This is a genomic window from Streptomyces sp. NPDC026377 (assembly GCF_055567715.1).
In genome coordinates, this window is sequence record NZ_JBVHPV010000012.1 from 203,198 (window position 1) to 223,234 (window position 20,037).

The following is a 20,037-nucleotide window of genomic DNA, read 5'->3' on the forward strand; positions in this document are numbered from 1 at the left end:
CGGGCGGGACGGCGGCAACTGCCGTACGCCCGGGGAACACCGGGCTCGATTGTCTCTTCCGGGCTGACCGCCGCGGCCGTATGCTCCTGCGCCGACGTGACCGTTACCACCGGTAATAGGGGGCATCATGGAGCGTTCGGGCAGTACGAGGCGCACATTCGTCGCGGGGACGGCGGTGGCGGGCGCGGCGACCGCCCTGGGGCTCGACACGGCCGCCCCCGCGGCGGCCGCGGGCCGTGCGGGGTCCGCGGCGGCGGCCGGGCGGTCGGTGGCGGTGTTCGGCGGCGGCGTGGCCGGTCTGACCGCCGCCCACGAGCTGGCCGAACGCGGTTTCCAGGTCACGCTCTACGAGCGCCGGGCGCTCGGCGGCAAGGCGCGCAGCATGGACGTCCCGGACAGCGCCCGGGGCGGGCGCGGACCGCTCCCGGCCGAGCACGGCTTCCGGTTCATCCCCGGGATCTACCACAACCTGCCCGACACGATGCGGCGCATCCCCTTCGCGGGCAACGCGCACGGCGTCTGGGACAACCTGGTCGCGCCGAAAGAGATGATGTTCGCCCGGACCGGCTACGAGGACCTGCGGCTGCCGCTGCCCTGGTCCGGCACCCCGCAGCAGCTCACCCCCGACGCGCTGCGGCGCGCCCTCACCGGGGTGCTCGGCACCTTCCAGCGGCTGCCCGCCCGCGAGATCGCGTACTTCGCGGACCGGCTCCTCACCTTCCTGACCAGCTGCGACGAGCGCCGCAACACCCAGTGGGAGGCCACGCCGTGGTGGACCTTCACCAGGGCGGGCCGGATGAGCCACGAGTACCAGCGCATCCTCGCCGTCGGCGTCACCCGCAACATCGTCGCCACCAAGGCCGAGGAGGCCAGCACCCGCACGGTGGGCTCGCTCCTGGAGGCGTTCGTCTTCAACGCGCTCGGCCGGGGCGCGGACGGCCCCCTGGACCGCATCCTCGACGCGCCCACCAACGAGGCCTGGATCGACCCCTGGGTCGCGCATCTGCGCACCCTCGGCGTGCGGTTCCAGGTGGGCTGGACGTTGCGGGAGTTCGCGTACGACGGCTCGAAGGTGACGGGGGCGGTGGTCGAGGACCCGGGCGGGGCGCACCGCACGGTGAGCGCCGACCACTACGTCTGCGCGCTGCCCGTGGAGCACGCCCGGCGCACCTGGAGCGCCGCGATGCGCGCGGCCGACCCGCAGCTGGCCCGCTGCGACAAGCTGCGCACGGACTGGATGACGGGCATCCAGTTCTATCTGACCGAGCGGCCCGACGGGGTGCACGGCCACTTCGACTGCATCGACTCCCCCTGGTCGCTCACCGCCATCGCCCAGGCCGAGCACTGGCCGCACCACGACTTCCGCGCCGACTTCGGCGACGGGACGGTGGCGGACTGCCTCTCGGTGGACATCTCCGAGTGGGACAAGCCCGGGATGCTGTACGGCAGGACCGCCAAGCAGTGCACCCGCGAGGAGGTCGCGCGCGAGGTCTGGGCGCAGCTGAAGGCCTCGGTCAACGACACCGGCAGGACCGTGCTGAGCGACGGGAAGCTGCACTCGTGGTTCCTGGACCCGGGCGTCTCCGGTATCGGCACCCCCGAGCCGAGGAACGAGGACGAGCTGCTGATCCACCCGGTCGGCACGTTCCACAACCGCCCCTCGGCGGCCACCCGGATCCCCGGCTTCTATCTGGCGGGCGACTACGTGGCCGTCCCCATCGACCTGGCGACGATGGAGGGCGCCAACACCTCGGGCCGCCTCGCCGCCAACGCGCTGCTGGACCGGGCCGGTTCGAGCGCCCCGCGCTGCTCGGTGACCCCGCTCTACAGCGCCCCGGAGCTGGAGCCGCTCAAGCGCGACGACCGGTTCCGCCACCGGCTCGGGCTGCCCAACGTCTTCGACGTGGGCTGAGACGAGCTCCGACACGGCTCGGCCGCCGCCCGGGCCCCGAGGGGCGGGCGGCGGCCGTCCGGTGGATCACGTCAGCAGGAAGTCGGCCTGTCCCGACTTGGCGCCGAGGATGAACGCGGCGATCTCGTTGCTGGTGTAGATCAGAGCGGGGCCCTCGGGGTCGGCCGACTGGCGCACCGCGACCCGCCCGTCGGCCAGCTTCATGGCCTCGACGCAGTTGCCGCCGTTGCCCCCGCTCCACGGCTTGTGCCAGCCCTCGGTCCCCAGCTCGCGGGCCGGCATGCCGTTGTATATGTGATCCATTCACAGCTCCTCGCGGAGATCCGCCAGGATCTCCTTCGTGCGTCGTGCAGTCGCGGCCTGGGCCGCCATGCGATCCATGACTTCGAGATGGGTCGCCACCTCGGGGCGCGCGTCGAGGTAGACCGCGCCCGTGAGGTACTCGCTGTAGACCATGTCCGGCAGTTCCGGCACGGCGAAGCGGAAGAGGACGAACGGGCCGTAGGTCCCCGGGTGGTGCCCGGACGCGAACTCCGCTAGCTGGATCGTCACATGGGGCAGCTCGGCCGCTTCGAGCAGCCGGTCGAGCTGGCCGCGCATCACGTCACGGCCGCCCACCGGCCGCCGCAGCACGGTCTCGTCCATGATCACCCAGAGCCTGGGGGCGTCGGCCCGGGTGAGCAGCGACTGGCGCTCCATGCGCAGCGCCACATGCCGTTCGATGTCGGCGGGCTTCGTCTGCCCGAGCGCGCCGCTGACCATCACCGAGCGCGCGTACTCCTCGGTCTGGAGCAGGCCGGGAACGAAGTGCGGCTCGTAGGTCCGGATGAGCGAGGCGGCACCCTCCAGGCTCACGTACATGCTGAACCAGTCGGGCAGGATGTCGTGAAAGCGCTGCCACCACCCCGGCCTGTTCGCCTCTTCGGCGAGTTCGATGAAACGGTCCGTCTCCTCGTCCCCGACGCCGTACGCCTTGAGCAGCAGCTGGACGTACGGGATCTTCAGAGCGACCTCGGCCGTCTCCATGCGGCGGATCGTCGCGGGGGCGACCCGGAGGACCTTGGCCGCCTCCTCGCGCCGCAGGCCCACACGCTCGCGCAGATCCTGCAGGCGTCTGCCCAGCACGACCTGCCCCACGGTCGGGGCGGACCGGGGTTCACTCACGTCAGACCTCCCCTAACCCTGTTGCCGAGCAGTGTGCCATGCCACCTCAGCCCAGAACACAGCACTCTGCATTTTTCAGAGTGCCTCTTGCCAAGTGTCACGGATGGGGGGAAGGTAGGTCGGTGAACGCCCGCACATGCGGCTGTCGCGAGCGACGCCGCCACCCCACTGTGAGGACCCGGTCGTGGCCCCTGGTAATGCGCTCGTCCCGCAGCTCATAGGCGCGGCCCCCACCCCGTCCGTACCCGACGTCCGCCGGTACGCCTTCGATCTGGCGGCCCGGCCCGAGTCCGCCGCCGCGGCCCGCCGCCACACGGCCGAGATCACGCTCCGGTGGGGCCTCGGCGAGGAGGTCGGCGATGCCGCCGCCCTGGTCGTCTCCGAGCTCGTCACCAACGCCGTCGTGCACACCGCGGGCACCCTGGTGTCCTGCGAACTCTCCTTCACCACCGGCCACTTGACGGTCGCCGTCCGCGACCAGGGGTACGGCGCGACCGGGCCCACACTGTGCGACGCCGACGACGGCGAGGAGCGCGGCCGGGGGCTGCTGCTCGTCGACGCGCTCAGCGTCGCCTGGGGCTGCCACGCCGTGCCGCGCGGCACCGGCCGGATCGTCTGGGCCCGGCTCGGGGCGAGCCGTACACGCCGATGAGCGCACACACACTTCTGTCCAGAGGCGGCCGGGATGAGGCTGGGGGGCCTCGGGGGCCCGGCTCGCAAGGGGGCGCCGGAGCGACCGGCGGCAGCACACTGGTGCTGCCGCCGGCGCTCCCGGCGTCCGCGGGCTGCGACGCGGTCGCCGTGCCCGCCTCCTACGGCTTCCGGGTCCTGGCGCGGCTGCCCCGCTCGGGGTGCGTCTTCGCGGACGCGGACTGCTGGTGGTGGATCGTCCCCGCGGGCTCGGACCAGGACCTGAGCTGGCCGCACCCGGCCCGCTACGCCCCGGACGCCAAGGTTCCGCCGCACCCGGGACGACGATTGATCCACCGGCCCGAGGGCACCAGCCCCTATACGCCCCCCATCCCGCTCTACCTGGTGGTATGCCAGCTGACTGGAACGGCACCGGCATGGACCTAGCCTCTTCGACCGCCCTTCGCGCCGACCCCGGGTGGGACGTCGTGCCCCGCCCCTGCGGACCGGACTCCCCCGCCGGGCTCAGCCCGTCGTCAGACCTTCCGCCGCCCCCGCCAGGGCGTCCAGGACCGGGCTGATCAGCGGGTGGTGCTCGGCGCCGCTGCGTACCGCCGCGAAGACGCGGCGGGTGGCGGCGGGACCCGCCACGGGCCGCACCACGGTGTCCTTCCGCTCCATGCCGCGCAGCGCCGAACGCGGCACCAGCGCCACCCCCGCCCCCGCGTCGGCCAGCGCCACCACGGCCCGGAAGTCGTCCGAGGAGTGGATGAGGCGCGGCTCGAAGCCCGCCAGCTCACAGGCGAGGAAGACCACGTCGTGGCAGGGGTTGCCGGGGTACGGGCCGATCCAGTCGTCCTCGGACAGGGCCGACAGCCGCACCTCCGGCGCGTGCGCCAGCGGGTGCCCGGCCGGGAGCACCGCGTCGAAGGGCTCCGCGTAGAGCGGGACCCGGACCAGGCGCCGGTCGTCCGCCCGGGGGGCGCCCCGGTACTCCACCGCCAGCGCCAGGTCCGCCTCGCCGTCCAGGACCATCGGCAGCGACGCGTCGCCCTCGGCGTCGCGCACCCGGACCCGGATCGCGGGATGCGTCCCGCGCAGCCGGGCCAGCGCCGGGGCCAGCACCTCCGCGATGCCCGTGGCGAACGCCGCCACGGTCACGTCACCGGCCGCGCCGCCCGCGTACGCCGCCAGCTCCGCCTCCGCCCGCTCCAGCTGCGCCAGGACCGCGTTGGCGTGTTCCAGCAGGATCTCGCCGGCCGCGGTGAGCCGTACGCCCCTGCCGCTGCGGGTCAGCAGGGTGTGGCCGGTCTCCTGCTCCAGGGCGGCGAGCTGCTGGGAGACGGCGGAGGGGGTCAGATAGAGCGCTGCGGCCGCGGCGGTCACCGTACGGTGGTCCGCCGCGGCGCGCAGGATGCGGAGCCGGCGCGGGTCGATCACCCGGCCATTGTCGCCCGGGCGTCGACGAATGCCGCCACCGCCCGCTCCACGTCCGCCGTGGAGTGCGCGGCCGAGAGCTGGACCCGGATACGGGCCTGGCCCATCGGGACCACCGGGTAGGAGAAGCCGATCACGTAGATCCCGCGCTCCAGGAGCAGCTCGGCCATGCGGGCCGCCTCGGCCGCGTCGCCGATCATGACCGGCGCGATGGCGTGGTCGCCGGGCAGGATCTCGAAGCCCGCCTCGGTCATCCGCGTCCGGAAGAGCGCGGTGTTGGCGGTGAGCTTCTCGCGCAGGTCGCCCGCCGACTCCAGCAGGTCGAGGACCTTGAGCGAGGCGGCGGCGATCACCGGGGCCAGCGAGTTCGAGAAGAGGTACGGGCGCGAGCGCTGGCGCAGCAGGGCGACGATCTCGGCGCGGGCGGCGACATAGCCGCCGGAGGCGCCGCCGAGGGCCTTGCCGAGGGTGCCGGTGATGATGTCGACGCGGTCCATGACGCCGTGCAGCTCGGGCGTGCCCCGGCCGCCGGGGCCGACGAAGCCCACCGCGTGGCTGTCGTCGACCATGACCATCGCGTCGTAGCGGTCGGCCAGGTCGCAGATCTCCTGGAGCGGGGCGACATAGCCGTCCATGGAGAAGACACCGTCGGTGACGATGAGGCGGCGGCGCGCACCGGAGGCCTCCTTGAGCCTCGCCTCCAGCTCGGCCATGTCGCGGTTGGCGTAGCGGTGGCGGGCGGCCTTGGACAGACGGATGCCGTCGATGATCGAGGCGTGGTTGAGGGCGTCGGAGATCACCGCGTCCTCGGCGCCGAGGAGGGTCTCGAAGACCCCGCCGTTGGCGTCGAAGCAGGACGAGTAGAGGATCGTGTCCTCCTGGCCGAGGAAAGCCGAGAGCCGCGCCTCCAGCTCCTTGTGGACGTCCTGGGTGCCGCAGATGAAGCGGACGGAGGCCATGCCGTAGCCCCAGCGGTCCAGCGCCTCCTTGGCGGCGGCGACCACCTCGGGGTGGTCGGCGAGGCCCAGGTAGTTGTTGGCGCAGAAGTTCAGGACCTCACCGGTGGGCACGGCGACCGAGGCGTTCTGCGGGGTGGAGATCACCCGCTCGGGCTTGAAGAGACCGGCTTCGCGGATCTCGTCGAGGGTCTTGCGGAGGTCGTCGCGGACGGACGCGTACATGCTTCGGGCTCCTAGGTGCCGAGAGGGGACTCAGGCGGTCCAGTCGAGGATGATCTTGCCGCTGCGGGCGGTGGCGGCCTCGTCGAAGGCCGCGTCGAAGTCCTGGTACGCGTAGCTGCCGGTGATCACCGGGCTCAGGTCCAGGCCGCCTTCGAGCAGCACGGTCATCGCGTACCACGTCTCGTACATCTCACGGCCGTAGATGCCCTTGACCGTGATCATCGAGGTGACGATCTTCGACCAGTCGACGGCGAACTCCTGCGCGGGCAGACCGAGCATCGCGATCCGGCCGCCGTGCGTCATGTTGTCGATCATGTCGCGCATGGCCTCGGCGCGGCCGGACATCTCCAGGCCGATGTCGAAGCCCTCGCGCAAGCCCAGCTGCCGCTGCGCGTCCGCGATCGAGGACTGCGCCACGTTCACCGCGAGGGTGGCGCCCGCCTTGCGGGCCAGCTCCAGGCGCTCGGGGCTGACGTCGGTGATCACGACGTTGCGGGCGCCCGCGTGCTTGGCCACGGCCGCGGCCATGATGCCGATCGGGCCCGCGCCGGTGATCAGGACGTCCTCGCCGACCAGCGGGAAGGAGAGCGCGGTGTGCACGGCGTTGCCGAACGGGTCGAAGATCGCGGCGACGTCGAGGTCGACCGAGGTGCGGTGCACCCACACGTTGGAGGCGGGCAGCGCCACGTACTCGGCGAAGGCGCCGTCGCGGCCCACGCCCAGGCCGACGGTGGAGCGGCACAGGTGGCGGCGGCCCGCGAGGCAGTTGCGGCACTTGCCGCAGACCAGGTGGCCCTCGCCGCTGACCAGGTCGCCGACCGCGATGTCCTGGACGTCGGCGCCGATGGCCGCGACCTCGCCGACGAACTCGTGGCCGAGGACGCGGGGGGTCGTGACCGCGCCCTGCGCCCAGCCGTCCCAGGAGCGGATGTGCAGATCGGTGCCGCAGATGCCGGTGCGCAGCACCTTGATCAGCACATCGCCGGGGCCGGTCTCCGGCTCCGGGACGTCCATGAGCCACAGTCCGGGTTCGGCGTGCTGCTTGACAAGGGCCTTCATGGCGGGCGGCTCCCGGGACGTACAAAGAGGGGCGAAAGGGCCATGGTTCCATGGCTGATCACCAATCTGCCGAGCAGGAGCCGCTCCGTCCATCGAGGATTTCTTAAGCGGACCAACAGCCGAGCTTCACGCGCCCCTGGCGCACTCCCCTTTCACCCGGGTCGCCCGGGCTCCACCGGCGTCACCCCGGCACCGCGCGGGGCGGCCAGCGCCCTCGCGTCGGCGCGGCGGGCTCCGGTCAGCTTCCGGCCGGTGCCGGGTCCGCGCGGACGACACTCAGATGGCCCCGGCGCCGGGTGGTCACGACGTTGCCGGGCGCGCTCCGGGCGGGCGCGCTCCGGGGCTCGTGCGCCCGGGGTGCGGCGGGCTCGCGGCGCAGGACCAGGGTGACCCGGCGCAGCCCCAGCTCGCCCAGGGTGCCGGAGGACTCGTCGAGGACCCGGCACTCCACGGCGTCCCAGCCGGGGTCCGGGTGGCGCACCGCCCGGACGGCGCCGTCGTGCTCCACGGCGGCCGCGCCGACCATCCGCATCCAGTGCGGCAGGCCCTGCTGGTAGGCCGCGCTCATCAGCGGGTCGTCGGATATCTCCCGCCGCACGGCGCGCAGTTCGGGGTCGTGCGGGTCCTGCTCCAGGGCGCTGGAGAGCTGCGCGAGCATCGGCAGGCACCAACTCGTCTCGTGCTGGGCGAGCACGGTGCCCGCGTGCGGGTGGAAGAGGACGAAGCGCAGGAAGTTGTCGCGCGGCATCGCGGTGGGGTGGGGGCCCACGGCTCGGAAGAGCGTGTCGTACGCGGAGTTGGCGTGCACCACGTTCCAGCCGCGGTCGACGAGGAAGGACGGCAGGTCCGTCGCGTCCATCATCGCGATGTGGTCGTCGACGTAGGCGCGCGCCTCGGCGCCCCACCGGCCGGCGGCGGGGGCGGCGGTTTCCCGCACCTCCTTCGGCACGGGGCCTGTTGACCTGTTCACCAACGGTTCTTCCACCATCGAGAACGCGACTCCTCTTGCAGGCACGCGGTGCGCCTGCCGTCCCCCGCGTCCTCGTGGCCCAGCGGCCTCATGGCACAGCGGTCGATCTTCGCACCGTGCTGCGATCCTGCTCCCGTCCGCAAGACAATGTCAACCATCGTGGCATTCCGGCCCGAGAACGCCTCAAATACGCCACAGCTGTGGCAAGTTCTGGTTCTCCCCCGCGTATGCAAGTAGCCTCCCGACATATTCACTGTGTGTCCGAGCTGTGTGGAGCACCTCGTGTGATCTAGGAGAATGACTGGTGACGGACGGCTTCTCGGATCCGGGACCGGCGGCCACGGGCCCGCTGGGGGACATCGCCGCCCGCGTCGGCGACCTGGCCCGCAAGCTCGGAATGAGCCAGGCAGAGGTCTTCGACGTCCATCAGCTCTCCGACGCCTCGGGGGTCCCGGCCGAGGTGGTCCAGGCGCTGCTCGACGGCCGGGAGGCCGGTGAGCCGGACGTGCAGGCCCGGTTCCTCCAGCGGTTCGCGGCGCTGCGCCGCTCGCGGCTGAAACCCAACGGCCGCCCCTACACCCAGCAGGAGATCGCCGCCGGAGCCGGTATGTCCCGGCAGCAGGCCGGCGCGCTCATCAACGGCGACCGGCGCCCCACCATGGAGCACTGCGACGCCATCCAGCGCTTCTTCAAGGTCCACGCGGGCTATCTCACCGCCGAGGACAGCGAGGCCCTCGCCGACGCCCTGCTCCGCACCGAACAGGAGCTGCTGCACGCCTTCGCCGCCCGCGAGCACGACCGGGAGCGCGAACTCGACGCGCTCGCCCCCGACGGCCAGGACCCGCTGGAGCGGCTGCTCCAGGACCACGGGGTGCGCGGCATCGCCTGGCGCGCCGCCCAACTCCCCACGGACAAGCACCGGGACAAGGTCACCGAGTGGCTGGACATGCTCCTGGAGAGCGTCAAGCGCGTCGATCCCTGACGGGCGGCCCCCGGCCGGCCGCGGCGGCCCGGGCACCTCGGCGCCGGAACCCGCCCGCCGGATTTGGGCGGGGATCCGATCTTCCATAGGATCCGGCGATGATCACCAGAAAACGGCTGGCGGCCGGGGTGGGCGCGCTGCTCGCCACCCTCGCCACCGGTATCCTCCCGGCCGACGCGGTCGCGGCCGACGGGCCGTCCGCGCAGAAGGCCGCACCCAAGGTCGAGTTGGTGCTGGACGTCAGCGGCTCCATGCGGGCGCGCGACATCGACGGCCAGTCCCGGATCTCCGTCGCCAAGCAGGCCTTCAACGACGTACTGGACTCGGTCCCGCCGGAGGTCGAGCTCGGCATACGCACGCTCGGCGCCAACTACCCGGGCAACGACCGCAAGGTCGGCTGCAAGGACACCCGCCAGCTGTACCCGGTCGGCCCGCTCGACCGCACCGACGCCAAGACGGCCGTGGCCACCCTCGCCCCGACCGGCTGGACGCCGATCGGCCCGGCGCTCCAGGGCGCGGCGCAGGACCTCAAGGGCGGCGAGGCCACCCGCCGGATCGTGCTCATCACCGACGGCGAGGACACCTGCGCCCCGCTCGACCCGTGCGAGGTGGCGCGCGACATCGCCGCCCAGGGCATCCACCTGGTCATCGACACGCTCGGCCTCAACCCGGACGCCAAGACGCGTGACCAGCTGACCTGCATCGCACAGGCGACCGGCGGCACGTACACCTCGGTCAAGCACAAGGACGAGCTCAAGGACCGCGTCAAGCAGTCGGTGGACCGCGCCGCCGACCCCGTGGTGGTCCCGGTGGCCACCAGCGGCGCCGCGAGCTGCGCGAGCGCGCCGCAGCTGCGGCCCGGCCTGTACACCGACCGTGAGACGTTCGGCGAGCACCGCTGGTACAGGGTCGACGTCAAGCCCGGCCAGGAGCTGCGGGCCGCCGTCAGCGTCGGCGCCGACCGTGCCGTCAACAACGACTACGGCGTCCTGCTGCGGGCCGTCACCCGGCACGGCCGGGAGATCGTCCGCGGCTCCGAGGCGGGCGACGGCCGCACCGACCTGATCTCGACGGGGCTGCGCTATCCCAAGCCCGAGGCCGAGGAGGACGACGACAAGAACACCGTCGAGACCGTGTGCCTCCAGGTCAGCAACTCCTTCTCGGCGCCCGCGTCGGTGAAGACCACGCCGGGCATGCCCGTCGAGCTGACCGTGGACGTCGTCGACGGCCCCGACGGGCCGTCCGACGTCGCCGCCTTCGGCCTCGGCCGCGGCTGGTGGCTGCTGGGCGTCCTGGTGCTCACCGGCTTCGTCGCCGGTCTGCTGTGGGGCTGGATCTCGCGCTGGCGCGTCGCCGTCTGGAGGACCAACTGATGCGTACCCCGAGGATGCTGACCGCCGCGCTGCTCACCGGAGCGGCGCTGCTCGTCCCGGCGGCCCCGGCACTGGCCGGTACGCCGTCGCCCGCGCCGGGCAAGTCCACCGGCGCGCCGACGGAGGCGGGCACCACGTTCCGCACCGCGACCCCGGTCGAGCAGGGCCGGCGGGCCACCGCCACGGCGTCGACGGGTGACTACCTGTACTGGGTCTTCCCCGCCGACGCGGGGCAGCGCCCCACTGTCGACGCCACGGTGACGCTGCCGTCGGCGGGCCGCCAGGCGGCGACGACCTGGCGGATCGACGTGTACGACGGGCTGCGCCGGCGCCAGCCGTGCATGTACGGCGCGCAGTCCCGTACGGCCGCGCCCGACGCCACCGCTGTGACGCTCTCCTGCACGCTGCGGCCGGTGGTGGCCTGGGCGGACGCGTGGGCCAACGCCCCGCTGCCGGGCAGCTACTACGTACGGCTGACCGCCGTCGGGCTGCCCGCCTCCGAGCGGGGTCTGCCGGTCAAGGCGGAGATGAAGCCCCGCACGGTGAAGGCGGGCGGCTCGCACGCCGTGGACGGCAGCCTGTCCACGCCGCTGGGCGCGGGCGGCCCGAAGACCGAGCCGGAGGACGGCTGGTCCTCAGGCTGGTGGACCGACCGCTGGATCTGGACGGCGCTCGGCGGCGTGCTCGCGGCCCTCGCCGGGGTGGGCGGGTACGTGCTGACCCGCGGCCGGGGCCGTCCCTCGCACGTCCCGCGCGCCTGACGGCCCCTCACTCCGCCTGCGCCGGCGGCTCGGCCAGCACCCGCTGGGCCACGGCGAAGGCGGAGTTGGCGGCGGGCACCCCGCAGTAGACGGCGGTCTGGAGCAGGGCCGCGCCGATCTCGTCCGGGGTGAGCCCGCCGCGCCGCGCGGCCCGCACATGCAGGGCGAGCTCGTCCCAGTGCCCGCGGGCCACCAGCGCGGTCAGCGTGATCAGGCTGCGCTCGCGCCGGCTGAGGGTCGGGTCTCCCCAGATCTCGCCCCAGGCGTACCGGGTGACGAGGTCCTGGAAACGCGTGGTGAAGGCGTCGGCGCGGGCCTCGGCCCGCTCGACGTGGGCGTCCCCGAGGACTTCGCGGCGGATGGCGGCGCCCCCGGGGGCGGGCGGGGCGAAGTGGCCGCGCAGTGCGGCCAGTACGGCCTCGGGGCGCTCCACCGGCGCCAGGTGCGAGGCGCCCGCGATCTCCACGAGCGAGGCTCCCGGCACGGCGTCGGCGAGTTCCCGCGCGTGCGCGGGCGGGGTGACCGGGTCGGCCCGCCCGGCGACGACGAGCGTCGGCGCCGCGATCTTCTTCAGCTCCGTCCGCAGATCGAATCCGGCCAGGGCGTCGCAGGCGGCCGCGTAACCGCGCGGGTCGACGGCACGCAGGTCGGTGAGCGGCCCGGGCGCCTCGAAGCCGGAGGTGAACCACCGCCCGGCGGCTCCCGCCGCGACCGGCTCCATCCCTTCCCGGCGGACGACGGCGGCCCGCTCGTGCCACGGTTCGCGGCCCCCGAAGTCCGCCGAGGCGCACACCACCGCGAGCCGGTCCACCCGGTCCGGATGGTGCGCGGCGATCCACAGGCCGACGGCTCCGCCGAATGAGACACCCGCGTACGAGAAGCCGCGCACCCCCAGCGCGTCGGCGAGGCGCAGCACCAGGCGCGCGAAGTCCCCGACGCCGGCGCCCGCGCCGACCGGGGAGGTGGGCGAGCCGCCGTGGCCGGGCAGGTCCCAGCGGATCACCCGGTGGGTGGCGGCCAGCCCGGGGGCGACGCCGTCCCACACGGCGGCGGTCGTGCCCAGGGCGGGCCCGAGCAGGAGCACCGGGGCGCCCGCCGGGCCGTCGCAGCGGTGGTGGAGGAGACCGGGGTCAGTGGTGTCAGGGGGATCAGTGGAACTCAAGGAACACCGTCTCCTTCGCGCCCTGGAGGTGGATGTCGAAGCGGTGGGCGCGCGCGCCGGGGTCGGGCACGGCCACCAGGGTGCGGCGCAGCTCCGGCTCCAGGGAGTCCAGCAGCGGGTCCGGCGCCCCGGTCAGGTACACCCGGGTGAACAGGTGGTGCAGCAGGCCCCGGGCGAAGACCGCGACGCAGAGGTAGGGGGCCCCGCCGGGTGGCAGGGTGCGCAGGGTCCAGTGGCCCGCCGCGTCGGTGGGGACGCGGCCGAATCCGGTGAAGTCGACGCCGTTGCGGCCGAGCGAGCCGGGCCTGCCGGTCCGGGTGCCGTCGGGGCCGGGCTGCCAGAACTCCAGGAGGGCGTCGGGCACCGGGGCGCCCTCGCCGTCGTAGACGTGGCCGTGCAGCGTGAGGGTGTCGGGGTGCCCGGGCGGGGCCATCGCGGCGCCGCCCGGGAAGGGCAGGGCGTGGCCGTAGAAGGGGCCGATGGTCTGGGAGGGGGTCGGGGGCCTCACCGCTGCTCCTCCTCGAAGGCGGTGGCGCACGGGCCGTCCAGCACGATGTCCCAGCGGTAGCCCAAGGACTCGTCGGCGACGGAGAGCCGTGGGTCGTACGCCGCCACGAGACGGCTCCGCGCGGCCCGGTCGGGGACCGCGAGCAGGATCGGGTCGTGGTCGAGGAGCGGATCGCCGGGGAAGTACATCTGGGTGATCAGCCGCTGGGTGAAGGCGGTCCCGAAGAGCGAGAAGTGCAGGTGCGCGGGACGCCAGGCGTTCTCGTGGTTCTGCCAGGGGTAGGCGCCCGGCCGGATGGTGGTGAAGGCGTAGCGCCCGTCGGCGTCGGTGAGGCAGCGGCCGAAGCCGGTGAAGTGGGGGTCGAGGGGCGCGCGGTGCCGGTCGAGGTGGTGGGCGTACCGGCCCGACGCGTTGGCCTGCCAGACCTCGATGAGCTGGCCCGCGACGGGCCGTCCCTCGCGGTCCACGACCCGGCCGCTGACCGTGATGCGCTCCCCCAGCGGCTCGCCCCGGTGGTGGGCGGTCAGGTCGTGGTCGAGCGGGCCGACGTCGGTGGCGCCGAAGACCGGCCCGTGCAGCTCGACGGCCTCCGGGTCGTGCACGGCCAGCGGTGGCCGGCGGGGGTGGCGCAGCCGGCTGCCGACGTACGGCGGGAAGTCGCGCGGTGGGTGGTCGGCGTCCCGCACGGCGGCCCGGACGTCGGCCGCCCCGGTGGCGATGACGTGCTGGTCGAGCCCGTCGGGCGCCGTTCCGTAGTGCTGACGAGAAGTCATCCCTGCCTCTTTCCGGCCGTTTTGAGGGCGTGCAGCTCCTTCAGCTCCGTCCGGCTGGGCGGTGGTGTCACCCCCACCCGCTCCGCGGTCCGCAGCCGCCACCCCGTCGCCGCCCGCACCTGTTCGACGGTGACGCCGGGGTGCACCTCGGTCAGGACCAGTTCGGCGGTCCCCGGATCGGGCCGCAGGACGCCGAGGTCGGTGATGACGGCGACCGGGCCCCGGCCGCGCAGCCCGTGCCGGGCGCGGTCACGGGGGCCGGTGCCGTGGCCCAGGGTGGTGACGAAGTCGAGGCGCTCGACGAGGGCGCGCGGCGAGTGGCGCAGTACGATCAGCACCTCGCCGCAGTGCGCGGCGATCTCGGGGGCGCCGCCCGCACCGGGCAGCCGCACCGGCGGCAGGCCCGGGCCGCGGTCCACCTCGGTCGTGTTGATGTTGGCGTACCGGTCGATCTGGGCGGCGCCGAGGAATCCGACGTCGATCCGGCCGCCCTGGAGCCAGTAGGTGAACATCTCGGCCACCGGGACCACCGCGTCGGCGGTCTCGGCGAGTTCGCCGTCCCCGATCGAGAGCGGCAGCCGGGACGGTTTGGCGCCGATGGCACCGGACTCGTAGACCAGGACCAGGCCGGGGTTGTGGACGCGGCGGGCGAGGTTGGCGGCGGTGGAGGGCAGTCCGATGCCCACGAAGCACGTCCGCGCGCCCGCCAGGGCCCGCGCCGCGCCGACCTCCATCAGCACCTCGCCCCCGGGTCCGCCCCGGGCCGGCCCTTCGTTCATCCGGTCACACACTCCCTGAGCCACCGCTGGAACATCTCGCGGTCGCGCGAGACGCGGTCCCATTCGCGGTAGTAGTCGTTGTCCCGCTCCGAGTACCCCGCCGCGTACGAGGGATGGGCGCCGCCCGGCACCCAGGCGACGGCGTCGACGACCCATCCCGGCAGCACCACGCCGCCCGGGCGCGGGTCCAGCTCCTCGACCAGCTCCTCGACGGTGACGAGCACCCGGTCGGCGGCGAGGACGGCCTCCTTCTGCACCCCGGCGAGCCCCCAGAGCTGGACGTTGCCCTCCCGGTCGGCCTGCTGGGCGTGGATGACCGTGACGTCCGGGTTGACCGCGGCCACCGCCGCCAGCTCCTGTCCGGTGAAGGGGCAGTCGATGGTTGACAGCGTTGTCGTACGCCGCCCGAGGTCGCTCCCCCGGTAGCCGTTCAGCAGCGCGAACGGCAGCCGGGAGGCGCCCGCCGCATAGCGGTTGGCCATTCCCGCGTGGCTGTGCTCGTCCAGCTCCAGGGGCCGCGGCCAGCCGTTCTCGACCGCGTCCCGGAAGCGGTGCAGCGAGCCGACGCCCGGGTTGCCGCCCCAGGAGAACACCAGCTTCCTGGCCAGCCCCGCCCCGATGAGCTGGTCGTAGATCACGTCCGGGGTCATCCGCACCAGCGTGAGATCGGTGATGCCCTGCCGGATGACCTCGTGGGCCGCCGCGAACGGGATGAGGTGTGTGAACCCCTCCATGGCGACCGTGTCCCCGTCGTGGATCAGGTCGGCCACCGCCTCGCGCAGCCCTCGGATTTCGGCCATTGCTTCCCCCTGCCCTTCGCTTCCCCGTAGCGGTAGGGTCAGTGTTTAGTCAGTGCACTGAGTACCTACCGCTCCCGAAGCTAACGGGACGACTCGGGCGGGTCAACACCCACCGGGCGCTGAACACTTGACCGTACGCGGTTGACCGAAAGCGCTCGCTACGAGCGGCAGCACGAGAGGAACCGGCCGTGTCCGCAGTCGACTTGAGCAGCCACCCCGGACATCTGGCCCGGCGGCTCCAGCAGGTCCACCACCTGCTGTGGAACACGATGGTCTCCGAGCAGACCACGTCCCCGCAGTTCGCCGTGCTCAACACCCTGGTCGCCTCCCCGGGGCTGGACCAGCGCAGCGTGGGCGAGCGCGTGGGCCTGGACCGCTCGACGATCGCGGAGGTAGTCAGCCGGCTCACCCGGCGCGGCCTGCTGCGCAAGACGCGCGACCCGCGCGACGGCCGGCGCTCCCGGCTCGCCGTCACCGACGAGGGCCGCGCGGTGCACCGCGAACTCACCGCCCGTACGGCCCGGATGAACGAGGTCTTCCTCGCCCCGCTGGACCTCACCGAGCAGGGGGTCTTCCTCGATCTGCTGCGGCGGGTCGCGGACGCGGCGGAGGGCCTGGGGCGTGCGGCCGAGGAGGCGGAGGCCGAGGCGAGCTGACCGGGCCGCGACACGGCCCGGCTGGTGAGCGGCCTCTAGCCCTCCCGTCGCCGCGGCGGTTCCTGCGGGGTCGGCCGTACGGGACCGAACAGCACCGCCTTCGCGATGCCCGGCGCGAACAGCGCGGACACCGGCGCCTTGAGGTACAGCACGTCGCGGAAGACCTTGCCGACCGCCGGGTCGCCGGGCGCGCGCGCCTCCACCCGTCCCAGGTACCACCCGGAGATCCGGTGGGCGAGGGTGCTGCGCGCCGCGCCGCCCGTCGCGGTCGGCATGTTCCTGTCCGACCCGGCCGAGATCTCCCACGCCTGGCCCGCCGCCGCGAGCAGCGCCTTCTGCACGCGCCGGGTCGTCGGCGTACGACCGCCCCCGGCGAGCGCGTCGCGCAGGGCGACGGCGCTCAGGGCGGCGACCGTCATGCCCTGGCCGTAGATCGGGTTGAAGACGCACAGGGCGTCGCCCGTGGCCAGGAACCCGGCGGGGCGCCGGCCCGGGCGGTCGTAGCGGCGGCGGACGTTCGCGGTGGTGCGGTAGGCGAGGGCGGGCGATTCGGGCTTGGCCGCCTCCAGCCAGCGCCGGACGAGCGGGTGCGGCAGCCGGTCGGCGTACTCGGTGAACCCCCGGTCGTCCAGCGGCGGTTCGGCGCCGCGCAGGCCCCAGAGGGTGACCATCCACCGGCCGTCCTCGGCGGGCATCACGGCCGCGCCGAAGGTCTGGGCCGGGTTGGGCACGATGAAGTGGCCGCGCACGTCACCGTCGTCCGGACCGTCCCCGCCCGTGCGGTAGGCGCGGGACGCATAGGCCAAACCGGTCCCCAGGACCTCCTCGGCCGCCGGTTCGGCGCCGATCGCGGTCAGCCATTCGGCGGCCCGGCTGCCGCGCCCCGAGGCGTCGACCACGAGGTCCGCGGCGAGCAGCCGGGGCCCCCGGCCCGCGGCGACGGCCGCCGCGCCCCGCTCGCGCACCAGGACCCCGCGCACCCGCGCGGCGTCACCGGCCAGGCCCACGGTCTCGGTGCCCTCGACGAGTTCGATCCGGGGGTTCGCCAGCACCCTGCGGCGCACCAGCCACTCCAGCAGGGGCCGGGTCGGGCTGAGGAAGCTGGCGGTCTCCTCGGTGCGGCGGAACCAGCGGCCCCCCTGCCACTGCACGATGTCGTTGGGCGCGCCGACGCGAGGGGCGCCGAGCTCCATCAGCTCCTCGCAGAAGCCCGGCAGCAGCGCGTCGTAGGCCGGCTGCCCGCCCGGGATCAGCACATGGGTGTGGCGGCTCTGCGGCACCCCGCCGCGCGGCTCCGGGCCGTCGGGGAGCCGGTCGCGCTCGACGACCGTGACCCGCTCGGCGTGGTCCGCGAGGACATGGGCCGCGAGCAGCCCCGCCAGGCTGCCCCCGATGACGACGGCGTGCCGCCCCCCGCCCCGGGACGCACCGGTCCCGTTCACCGTCTCCAGCAACGTACTTCCCCCTGTCCGCCGTGGTCCCTGGCCGAACCAGTATGACGCGCCACCACGTATCCGAAGGGGCGGAGTCATACGGTTTGGCCCGATCCGACCGCTCGTCCGGCCGGGGGTCCGCTCACGCGGGGGCGGTGCCGCTTGCGCGGAGGCCGGGCCGCCCCCGCGGGGACGGCCCGGCCATGGAGGCCGCATCGCTCAGACGGTCAGGATCGCCGGGTCGCTGACGCCCGCCGTACCGGTCTCCACGTGTCCGGCGAACCGCCGCAGGAACCCGGCACCGGCACTGGACACCACCGACACGTCGTACCAGCGCCTGCTCGACGTCAGGTCGACCGTGTACTTGACGGTCGCGCCCGGCCGGACGGTCAGCGCCTGGGAGGCGCCGCCGTATCCGTCGGTGACCGTCAGACGCGCGCTGGTCGTGCCCGCGTTGGTCAGCGTCAGGTCGAGGTTGCCGGTGGCCGCGTTGTGCCGGGCCCGCACCTCCGGACCCGCGGTCCTGCCGGGGTTGCGGAAGGTGCGCAGGAACCCGTTGGGCCCGAAGACGGTCAGGTCGGTGGCGCCCTGGGAGTACACGGTGTTCCAGCTGTCCGCGAGCGTCCTGCCCGCTTCCGTGGTGTACGTCCACGGCCCGTCGGTGCGGTTGGGGGAGGTCACCAGGAACTGCGCCCCGGCCAAGGCACCCCCGCTGAAGGTCAGCGTGTACTTGCCGGTGGAGGCGTTGGCCGAGCCGTCCACGTACGGCGCGTACCGCAGCGGCCGGGTCCTGCGCGAGCCCCGCTCCTGCCTGGGCACGCTGCCGGTCGTGGGCGGCACCGGCACGTAGTCCGGGTGGCGCTCGCGGTCCGGCGGTACATAGGCGGCGGTGGAGGGCAGCGCGGCGGGCGCGGTGTTGGACCTGCGGAAGTCGAACGCGGAGGTCAGATCTCCGCAGATGGCCCGCCGCCAGGGCGAGATGTTGGGCTCGTGGACGCCGAAGCGGCGCTCCATGAAGCGGATGATCGAGGTGTGGTCGAAGGTCTCGGAGCAGCTGTAGCCGCCGGTGGACCAGGGCGAGACGACGAGCATCGGCACGCGCTGGCCGAGCCCGTAGGCGCCCGCCGCGTGGCTGAGGTCACCGGCGTGGTAGTCGGCCGAGGTGGAGACCGTGGACAGGCCCTGACCCGCCGAGGAGGGCGGGAACGGCGGCACGATGTGGTCGAAGAAGCCGTCGTTCTCGTCGTACGTGATGAACAGCGCGGTCTTCGCCCACACATCGGGGTTGGAGGTGAGCGCGTCGAGCACCTGGGAGATGTACCAGGCGCCGTAGTTCGCGGGCCAGTTGGGGTGCTCGGTGAACGCCTCGGGCGCGGCTATCCAGGAGACCTGCGGCAGCTTCCCGGCCTGCACGTCGGCCTTGAGGATGTCGAAGAAACCCTGCCCCGCCTTGGCGTTCGTGCCGGTGCGCGCCTTCTCGTACAGCGCGTCGCCCGGCTTGGCGTCGCGGTAGCTGTTGAAGTACAGCAGCGAGTTGTCGCCGTAGTTGCCGCGGTAGGCGTCGTTGATCCAGCCCCAGCCCCCGGCCGCGTCCAGACCGTCGCCGATGTCCTGATAGATCTTCCAGGACACCCCGGCCTTCTCCAGCCGCTCGGGGTAGGTCGTCCAGCCGTACCCCTTCTCGTCGTTGCCCAGGACGGGGCCGCCGCCGGTGCCGTCGTTGCCGGTGTACCCGGTCCACATGTAGTAGCGGTTGGGGTCGGTGGAGCCGATGAACGAGCAGTGGTACGCGTCGCAGATGGTGAAGGCGTCGGCGAGCGCGTAGTGGAAGGGGATGTCCTCACGGGTGAGGTAGGCCATCGTGGTGAACGTCTTGGCGGGCACCCACTGGTCGTACTTGCCGTTGTTGAACGCCTTGTGGCCGCCCGCCCAGTCGTGGTTGAGGTCCTGGATGAACTGCATGCCGAGGTTGTCGGCCTTGGGCCGGAACGGCAGCACCTCCTTGCCGCCGCCCTCCTGGTGCCAGACCGACTTGCCGCTGGGGAGCGTGACCGGCCGCGGGTCACCGAAGCCGCGGACGCCGTTGAGCGAGCCGAAGTAGTGGTCGAAGGAACGGTTCTCCTGCATCAGGACGACGATGTGCTCGACGTCCTGGATGCTGCCGGTGCTGCCCTGCGCCGGGATGGCGGCGGCGCGGGCGATGCTGTCGGACAGCACGGTGAGGGCCGCGGTGCCACCGGCGAGCTGCATGAACCGGCGCCGATTGAGTTCAGCCATGAGTGAGGTGACCTCTGCAAGGGTGTGGGGACAGAAGCGACGTGGAGTGGAGTGTTCCAAGAACAGCGAGCCATACGGAAGACCTGGTGGCGTATCCGTGTCACGGGGCGGTACGGCAGGCGAACAGGACCCCGTCGCGGGGGACGGGGTCCTGGGGGCTGAGGGGGTGGGGGTGGGCGG

Annotated in this window: 20 protein-coding genes; 7 read left to right on the forward strand and 13 right to left on the reverse strand. The window is 73.3% G+C overall.

The features are described from left to right. Nucleotides 1–127: 127 nt before the first annotated feature. Nucleotides 128–1,912: a hydroxysqualene dehydroxylase gene (locus ACZ4MU_RS24435; RefSeq protein ID WP_467880290.1), complete on the forward strand. Its 1,785-nt coding sequence runs from the start codon at nt 128–130 to the stop codon at nt 1,910–1,912. Between the two features lie 66 nt (nt 1,913–1,978). On the opposite strand, the gene ACZ4MU_RS24440 is transcribed toward ACZ4MU_RS24435, so the two are convergent. Further along, nucleotides 1,979–2,215, reverse strand: coding sequence for a DUF397 domain-containing protein (locus tag ACZ4MU_RS24440; protein WP_067166531.1), 237 nt, complete (start codon nt 2,213–2,215; stop codon nt 1,979–1,981). Next, the gene (locus ACZ4MU_RS24445; protein ID WP_467880294.1) at nt 2,216–3,076 is read right to left on the reverse strand and encodes a helix-turn-helix domain-containing protein; all 861 of its coding nucleotides are present in this window, start codon (nt 3,074–3,076) and stop codon (nt 2,216–2,218) included. It lies immediately after the preceding gene. A gap of 184 nt (nt 3,077–3,260) precedes the next feature. Here ACZ4MU_RS24445 and ACZ4MU_RS24450 point away from each other — a divergent pair, with 184 nt between their 5' ends. Further along, nucleotides 3,261–3,728 (forward strand): ATP-binding protein, encoded by a 468-nt coding sequence (locus ACZ4MU_RS24450; protein WP_467880297.1) that lies wholly within the window; start codon nt 3,261–3,263, stop codon nt 3,726–3,728. Beyond that, nucleotides 3,725–4,153, forward strand: a complete 429-nt coding sequence (locus tag ACZ4MU_RS24455; RefSeq protein ID WP_467880300.1) for a hypothetical protein — start codon at nt 3,725–3,727, stop codon at nt 4,151–4,153. The genes ACZ4MU_RS24450 and ACZ4MU_RS24455 overlap by 4 nt, the downstream gene beginning before the upstream one ends. Before the next feature lie 78 nt (nt 4,154–4,231). On the opposite strand, the gene ACZ4MU_RS24460 is transcribed toward ACZ4MU_RS24455, so the two are convergent. The 4 genes from ACZ4MU_RS24460 to ACZ4MU_RS24475 all read right to left on the reverse strand — a co-directional run bounded on the left by ACZ4MU_RS24460 (nt 4,232) and on the right by ACZ4MU_RS24475 (nt 8,353). Then, complete coding sequence (locus ACZ4MU_RS24460) at nt 4,232–5,146, reverse strand: LysR family transcriptional regulator (protein ID WP_467880303.1); 915 nt, start codon at nt 5,144–5,146, stop codon at nt 4,232–4,234. Then, nucleotides 5,143–6,324 carry a glycine C-acetyltransferase gene (locus ACZ4MU_RS24465; protein WP_467880306.1) on the reverse strand — a complete coding sequence of 394 codons (1,182 nt, stop codon included), beginning with the start codon at nt 6,322–6,324 and terminating at the stop codon, nt 5,143–5,145. Before ACZ4MU_RS24465 ends, ACZ4MU_RS24460 begins: the two co-directional genes overlap by 4 nt. 30 nt (nt 6,325–6,354) lie before the next feature. Beyond that, nucleotides 6,355–7,383 carry an L-threonine 3-dehydrogenase gene (tdh, locus tag ACZ4MU_RS24470; RefSeq protein WP_467880309.1) on the reverse strand — a complete coding sequence of 343 codons (1,029 nt, stop codon included), beginning with the start codon at nt 7,381–7,383 and terminating at the stop codon, nt 6,355–6,357. 238 nt (nt 7,384–7,621) lie between these two features. After that, nucleotides 7,622–8,353 carry an MmyB family transcriptional regulator gene (locus tag ACZ4MU_RS24475; RefSeq protein WP_467880312.1) on the reverse strand — a complete coding sequence of 244 codons (732 nt, stop codon included), beginning with the start codon at nt 8,351–8,353 and terminating at the stop codon, nt 7,622–7,624. A gap of 304 nt (nt 8,354–8,657) precedes the next feature. Here ACZ4MU_RS24475 and ACZ4MU_RS24480 point away from each other — a divergent pair, with 304 nt between their 5' ends. From ACZ4MU_RS24480 to ACZ4MU_RS24490, 3 genes are all read left to right on the forward strand, one after another. Beyond that, nucleotides 8,658–9,335, forward strand: a complete 678-nt coding sequence (locus ACZ4MU_RS24480) for a helix-turn-helix domain-containing protein (RefSeq protein WP_467880315.1) — start codon at nt 8,658–8,660, stop codon at nt 9,333–9,335. A gap of 98 nt (nt 9,336–9,433) precedes the next feature. Beyond that, nucleotides 9,434–10,708, forward strand: coding sequence for a VWA domain-containing protein (locus ACZ4MU_RS24485; RefSeq protein WP_467880318.1), 1,275 nt, complete (start codon nt 9,434–9,436; stop codon nt 10,706–10,708). Further along, nucleotides 10,708–11,469: a hypothetical protein gene (locus tag ACZ4MU_RS24490; RefSeq protein ID WP_467880321.1), complete on the forward strand. Its 762-nt coding sequence runs from the start codon at nt 10,708–10,710 to the stop codon at nt 11,467–11,469. Before ACZ4MU_RS24485 ends, ACZ4MU_RS24490 begins: the two co-directional genes overlap by 1 nt. Nucleotides 11,470–11,476: 7 nt before the next feature. Here the strand turns inward: ACZ4MU_RS24490 and pcaDC are convergent, their stop codons facing one another. The 5 genes from pcaDC to ACZ4MU_RS24515 are packed head-to-tail and all read right to left on the reverse strand — an operon-like array spanning nt 11,477 to nt 15,491. Continuing rightward, nucleotides 11,477–12,631: a bifunctional 3-oxoadipate enol-lactonase/4-carboxymuconolactone decarboxylase PcaDC gene (gene pcaDC / locus ACZ4MU_RS24495; protein ID WP_467880324.1), complete on the reverse strand. Its 1,155-nt coding sequence runs from the start codon at nt 12,629–12,631 to the stop codon at nt 11,477–11,479. Then, nucleotides 12,618–13,139, reverse strand: a complete 522-nt coding sequence (gene pcaG / locus ACZ4MU_RS24500) for a protocatechuate 3,4-dioxygenase subunit alpha (protein WP_467880326.1) — start codon at nt 13,137–13,139, stop codon at nt 12,618–12,620. Before pcaG ends, pcaDC begins: the two co-directional genes overlap by 14 nt. Further along, nucleotides 13,136–13,912, reverse strand: a complete 777-nt coding sequence (gene pcaH / locus ACZ4MU_RS24505; protein WP_467880328.1) for a protocatechuate 3,4-dioxygenase subunit beta — start codon at nt 13,910–13,912, stop codon at nt 13,136–13,138. The genes pcaG and pcaH overlap by 4 nt, the downstream gene beginning before the upstream one ends. Next, nucleotides 13,909–14,691 carry a CoA-transferase subunit beta gene (locus tag ACZ4MU_RS24510; RefSeq protein ID WP_467880331.1) on the reverse strand — a complete coding sequence of 261 codons (783 nt, stop codon included), beginning with the start codon at nt 14,689–14,691 and terminating at the stop codon, nt 13,909–13,911. Before ACZ4MU_RS24510 ends, pcaH begins: the two co-directional genes overlap by 4 nt. Continuing rightward, entirely contained in the window at nt 14,688–15,491 is an 804-nt protein-coding gene (locus tag ACZ4MU_RS24515) for a CoA transferase subunit A (protein WP_467880334.1), read from the reverse strand. Before ACZ4MU_RS24515 ends, ACZ4MU_RS24510 begins: the two co-directional genes overlap by 4 nt. 188 nt (nt 15,492–15,679) lie before the next feature. On the opposite strand from ACZ4MU_RS24515, the gene ACZ4MU_RS24520 reads away from it, so the two are divergent. Beyond that, the gene (locus ACZ4MU_RS24520; protein ID WP_467880338.1) at nt 15,680–16,147 is read left to right on the forward strand and encodes a MarR family winged helix-turn-helix transcriptional regulator; all 468 of its coding nucleotides are present in this window, start codon (nt 15,680–15,682) and stop codon (nt 16,145–16,147) included. A 35-nt stretch (nt 16,148–16,182) separates the two neighbouring features. Here the strand turns inward: ACZ4MU_RS24520 and ACZ4MU_RS24525 are convergent, their stop codons facing one another. Next, entirely contained in the window at nt 16,183–17,601 is a 1,419-nt protein-coding gene (locus ACZ4MU_RS24525) for an FAD-dependent oxidoreductase (RefSeq protein WP_467880341.1), read from the reverse strand. 198 nt (nt 17,602–17,799) lie between these two features. Next, entirely contained in the window at nt 17,800–19,857 is a 2,058-nt protein-coding gene (locus tag ACZ4MU_RS24530) for a phosphocholine-specific phospholipase C (RefSeq protein ID WP_467880342.1), read from the reverse strand. Nucleotides 19,858–20,037 lie beyond the last annotated feature (180 nt).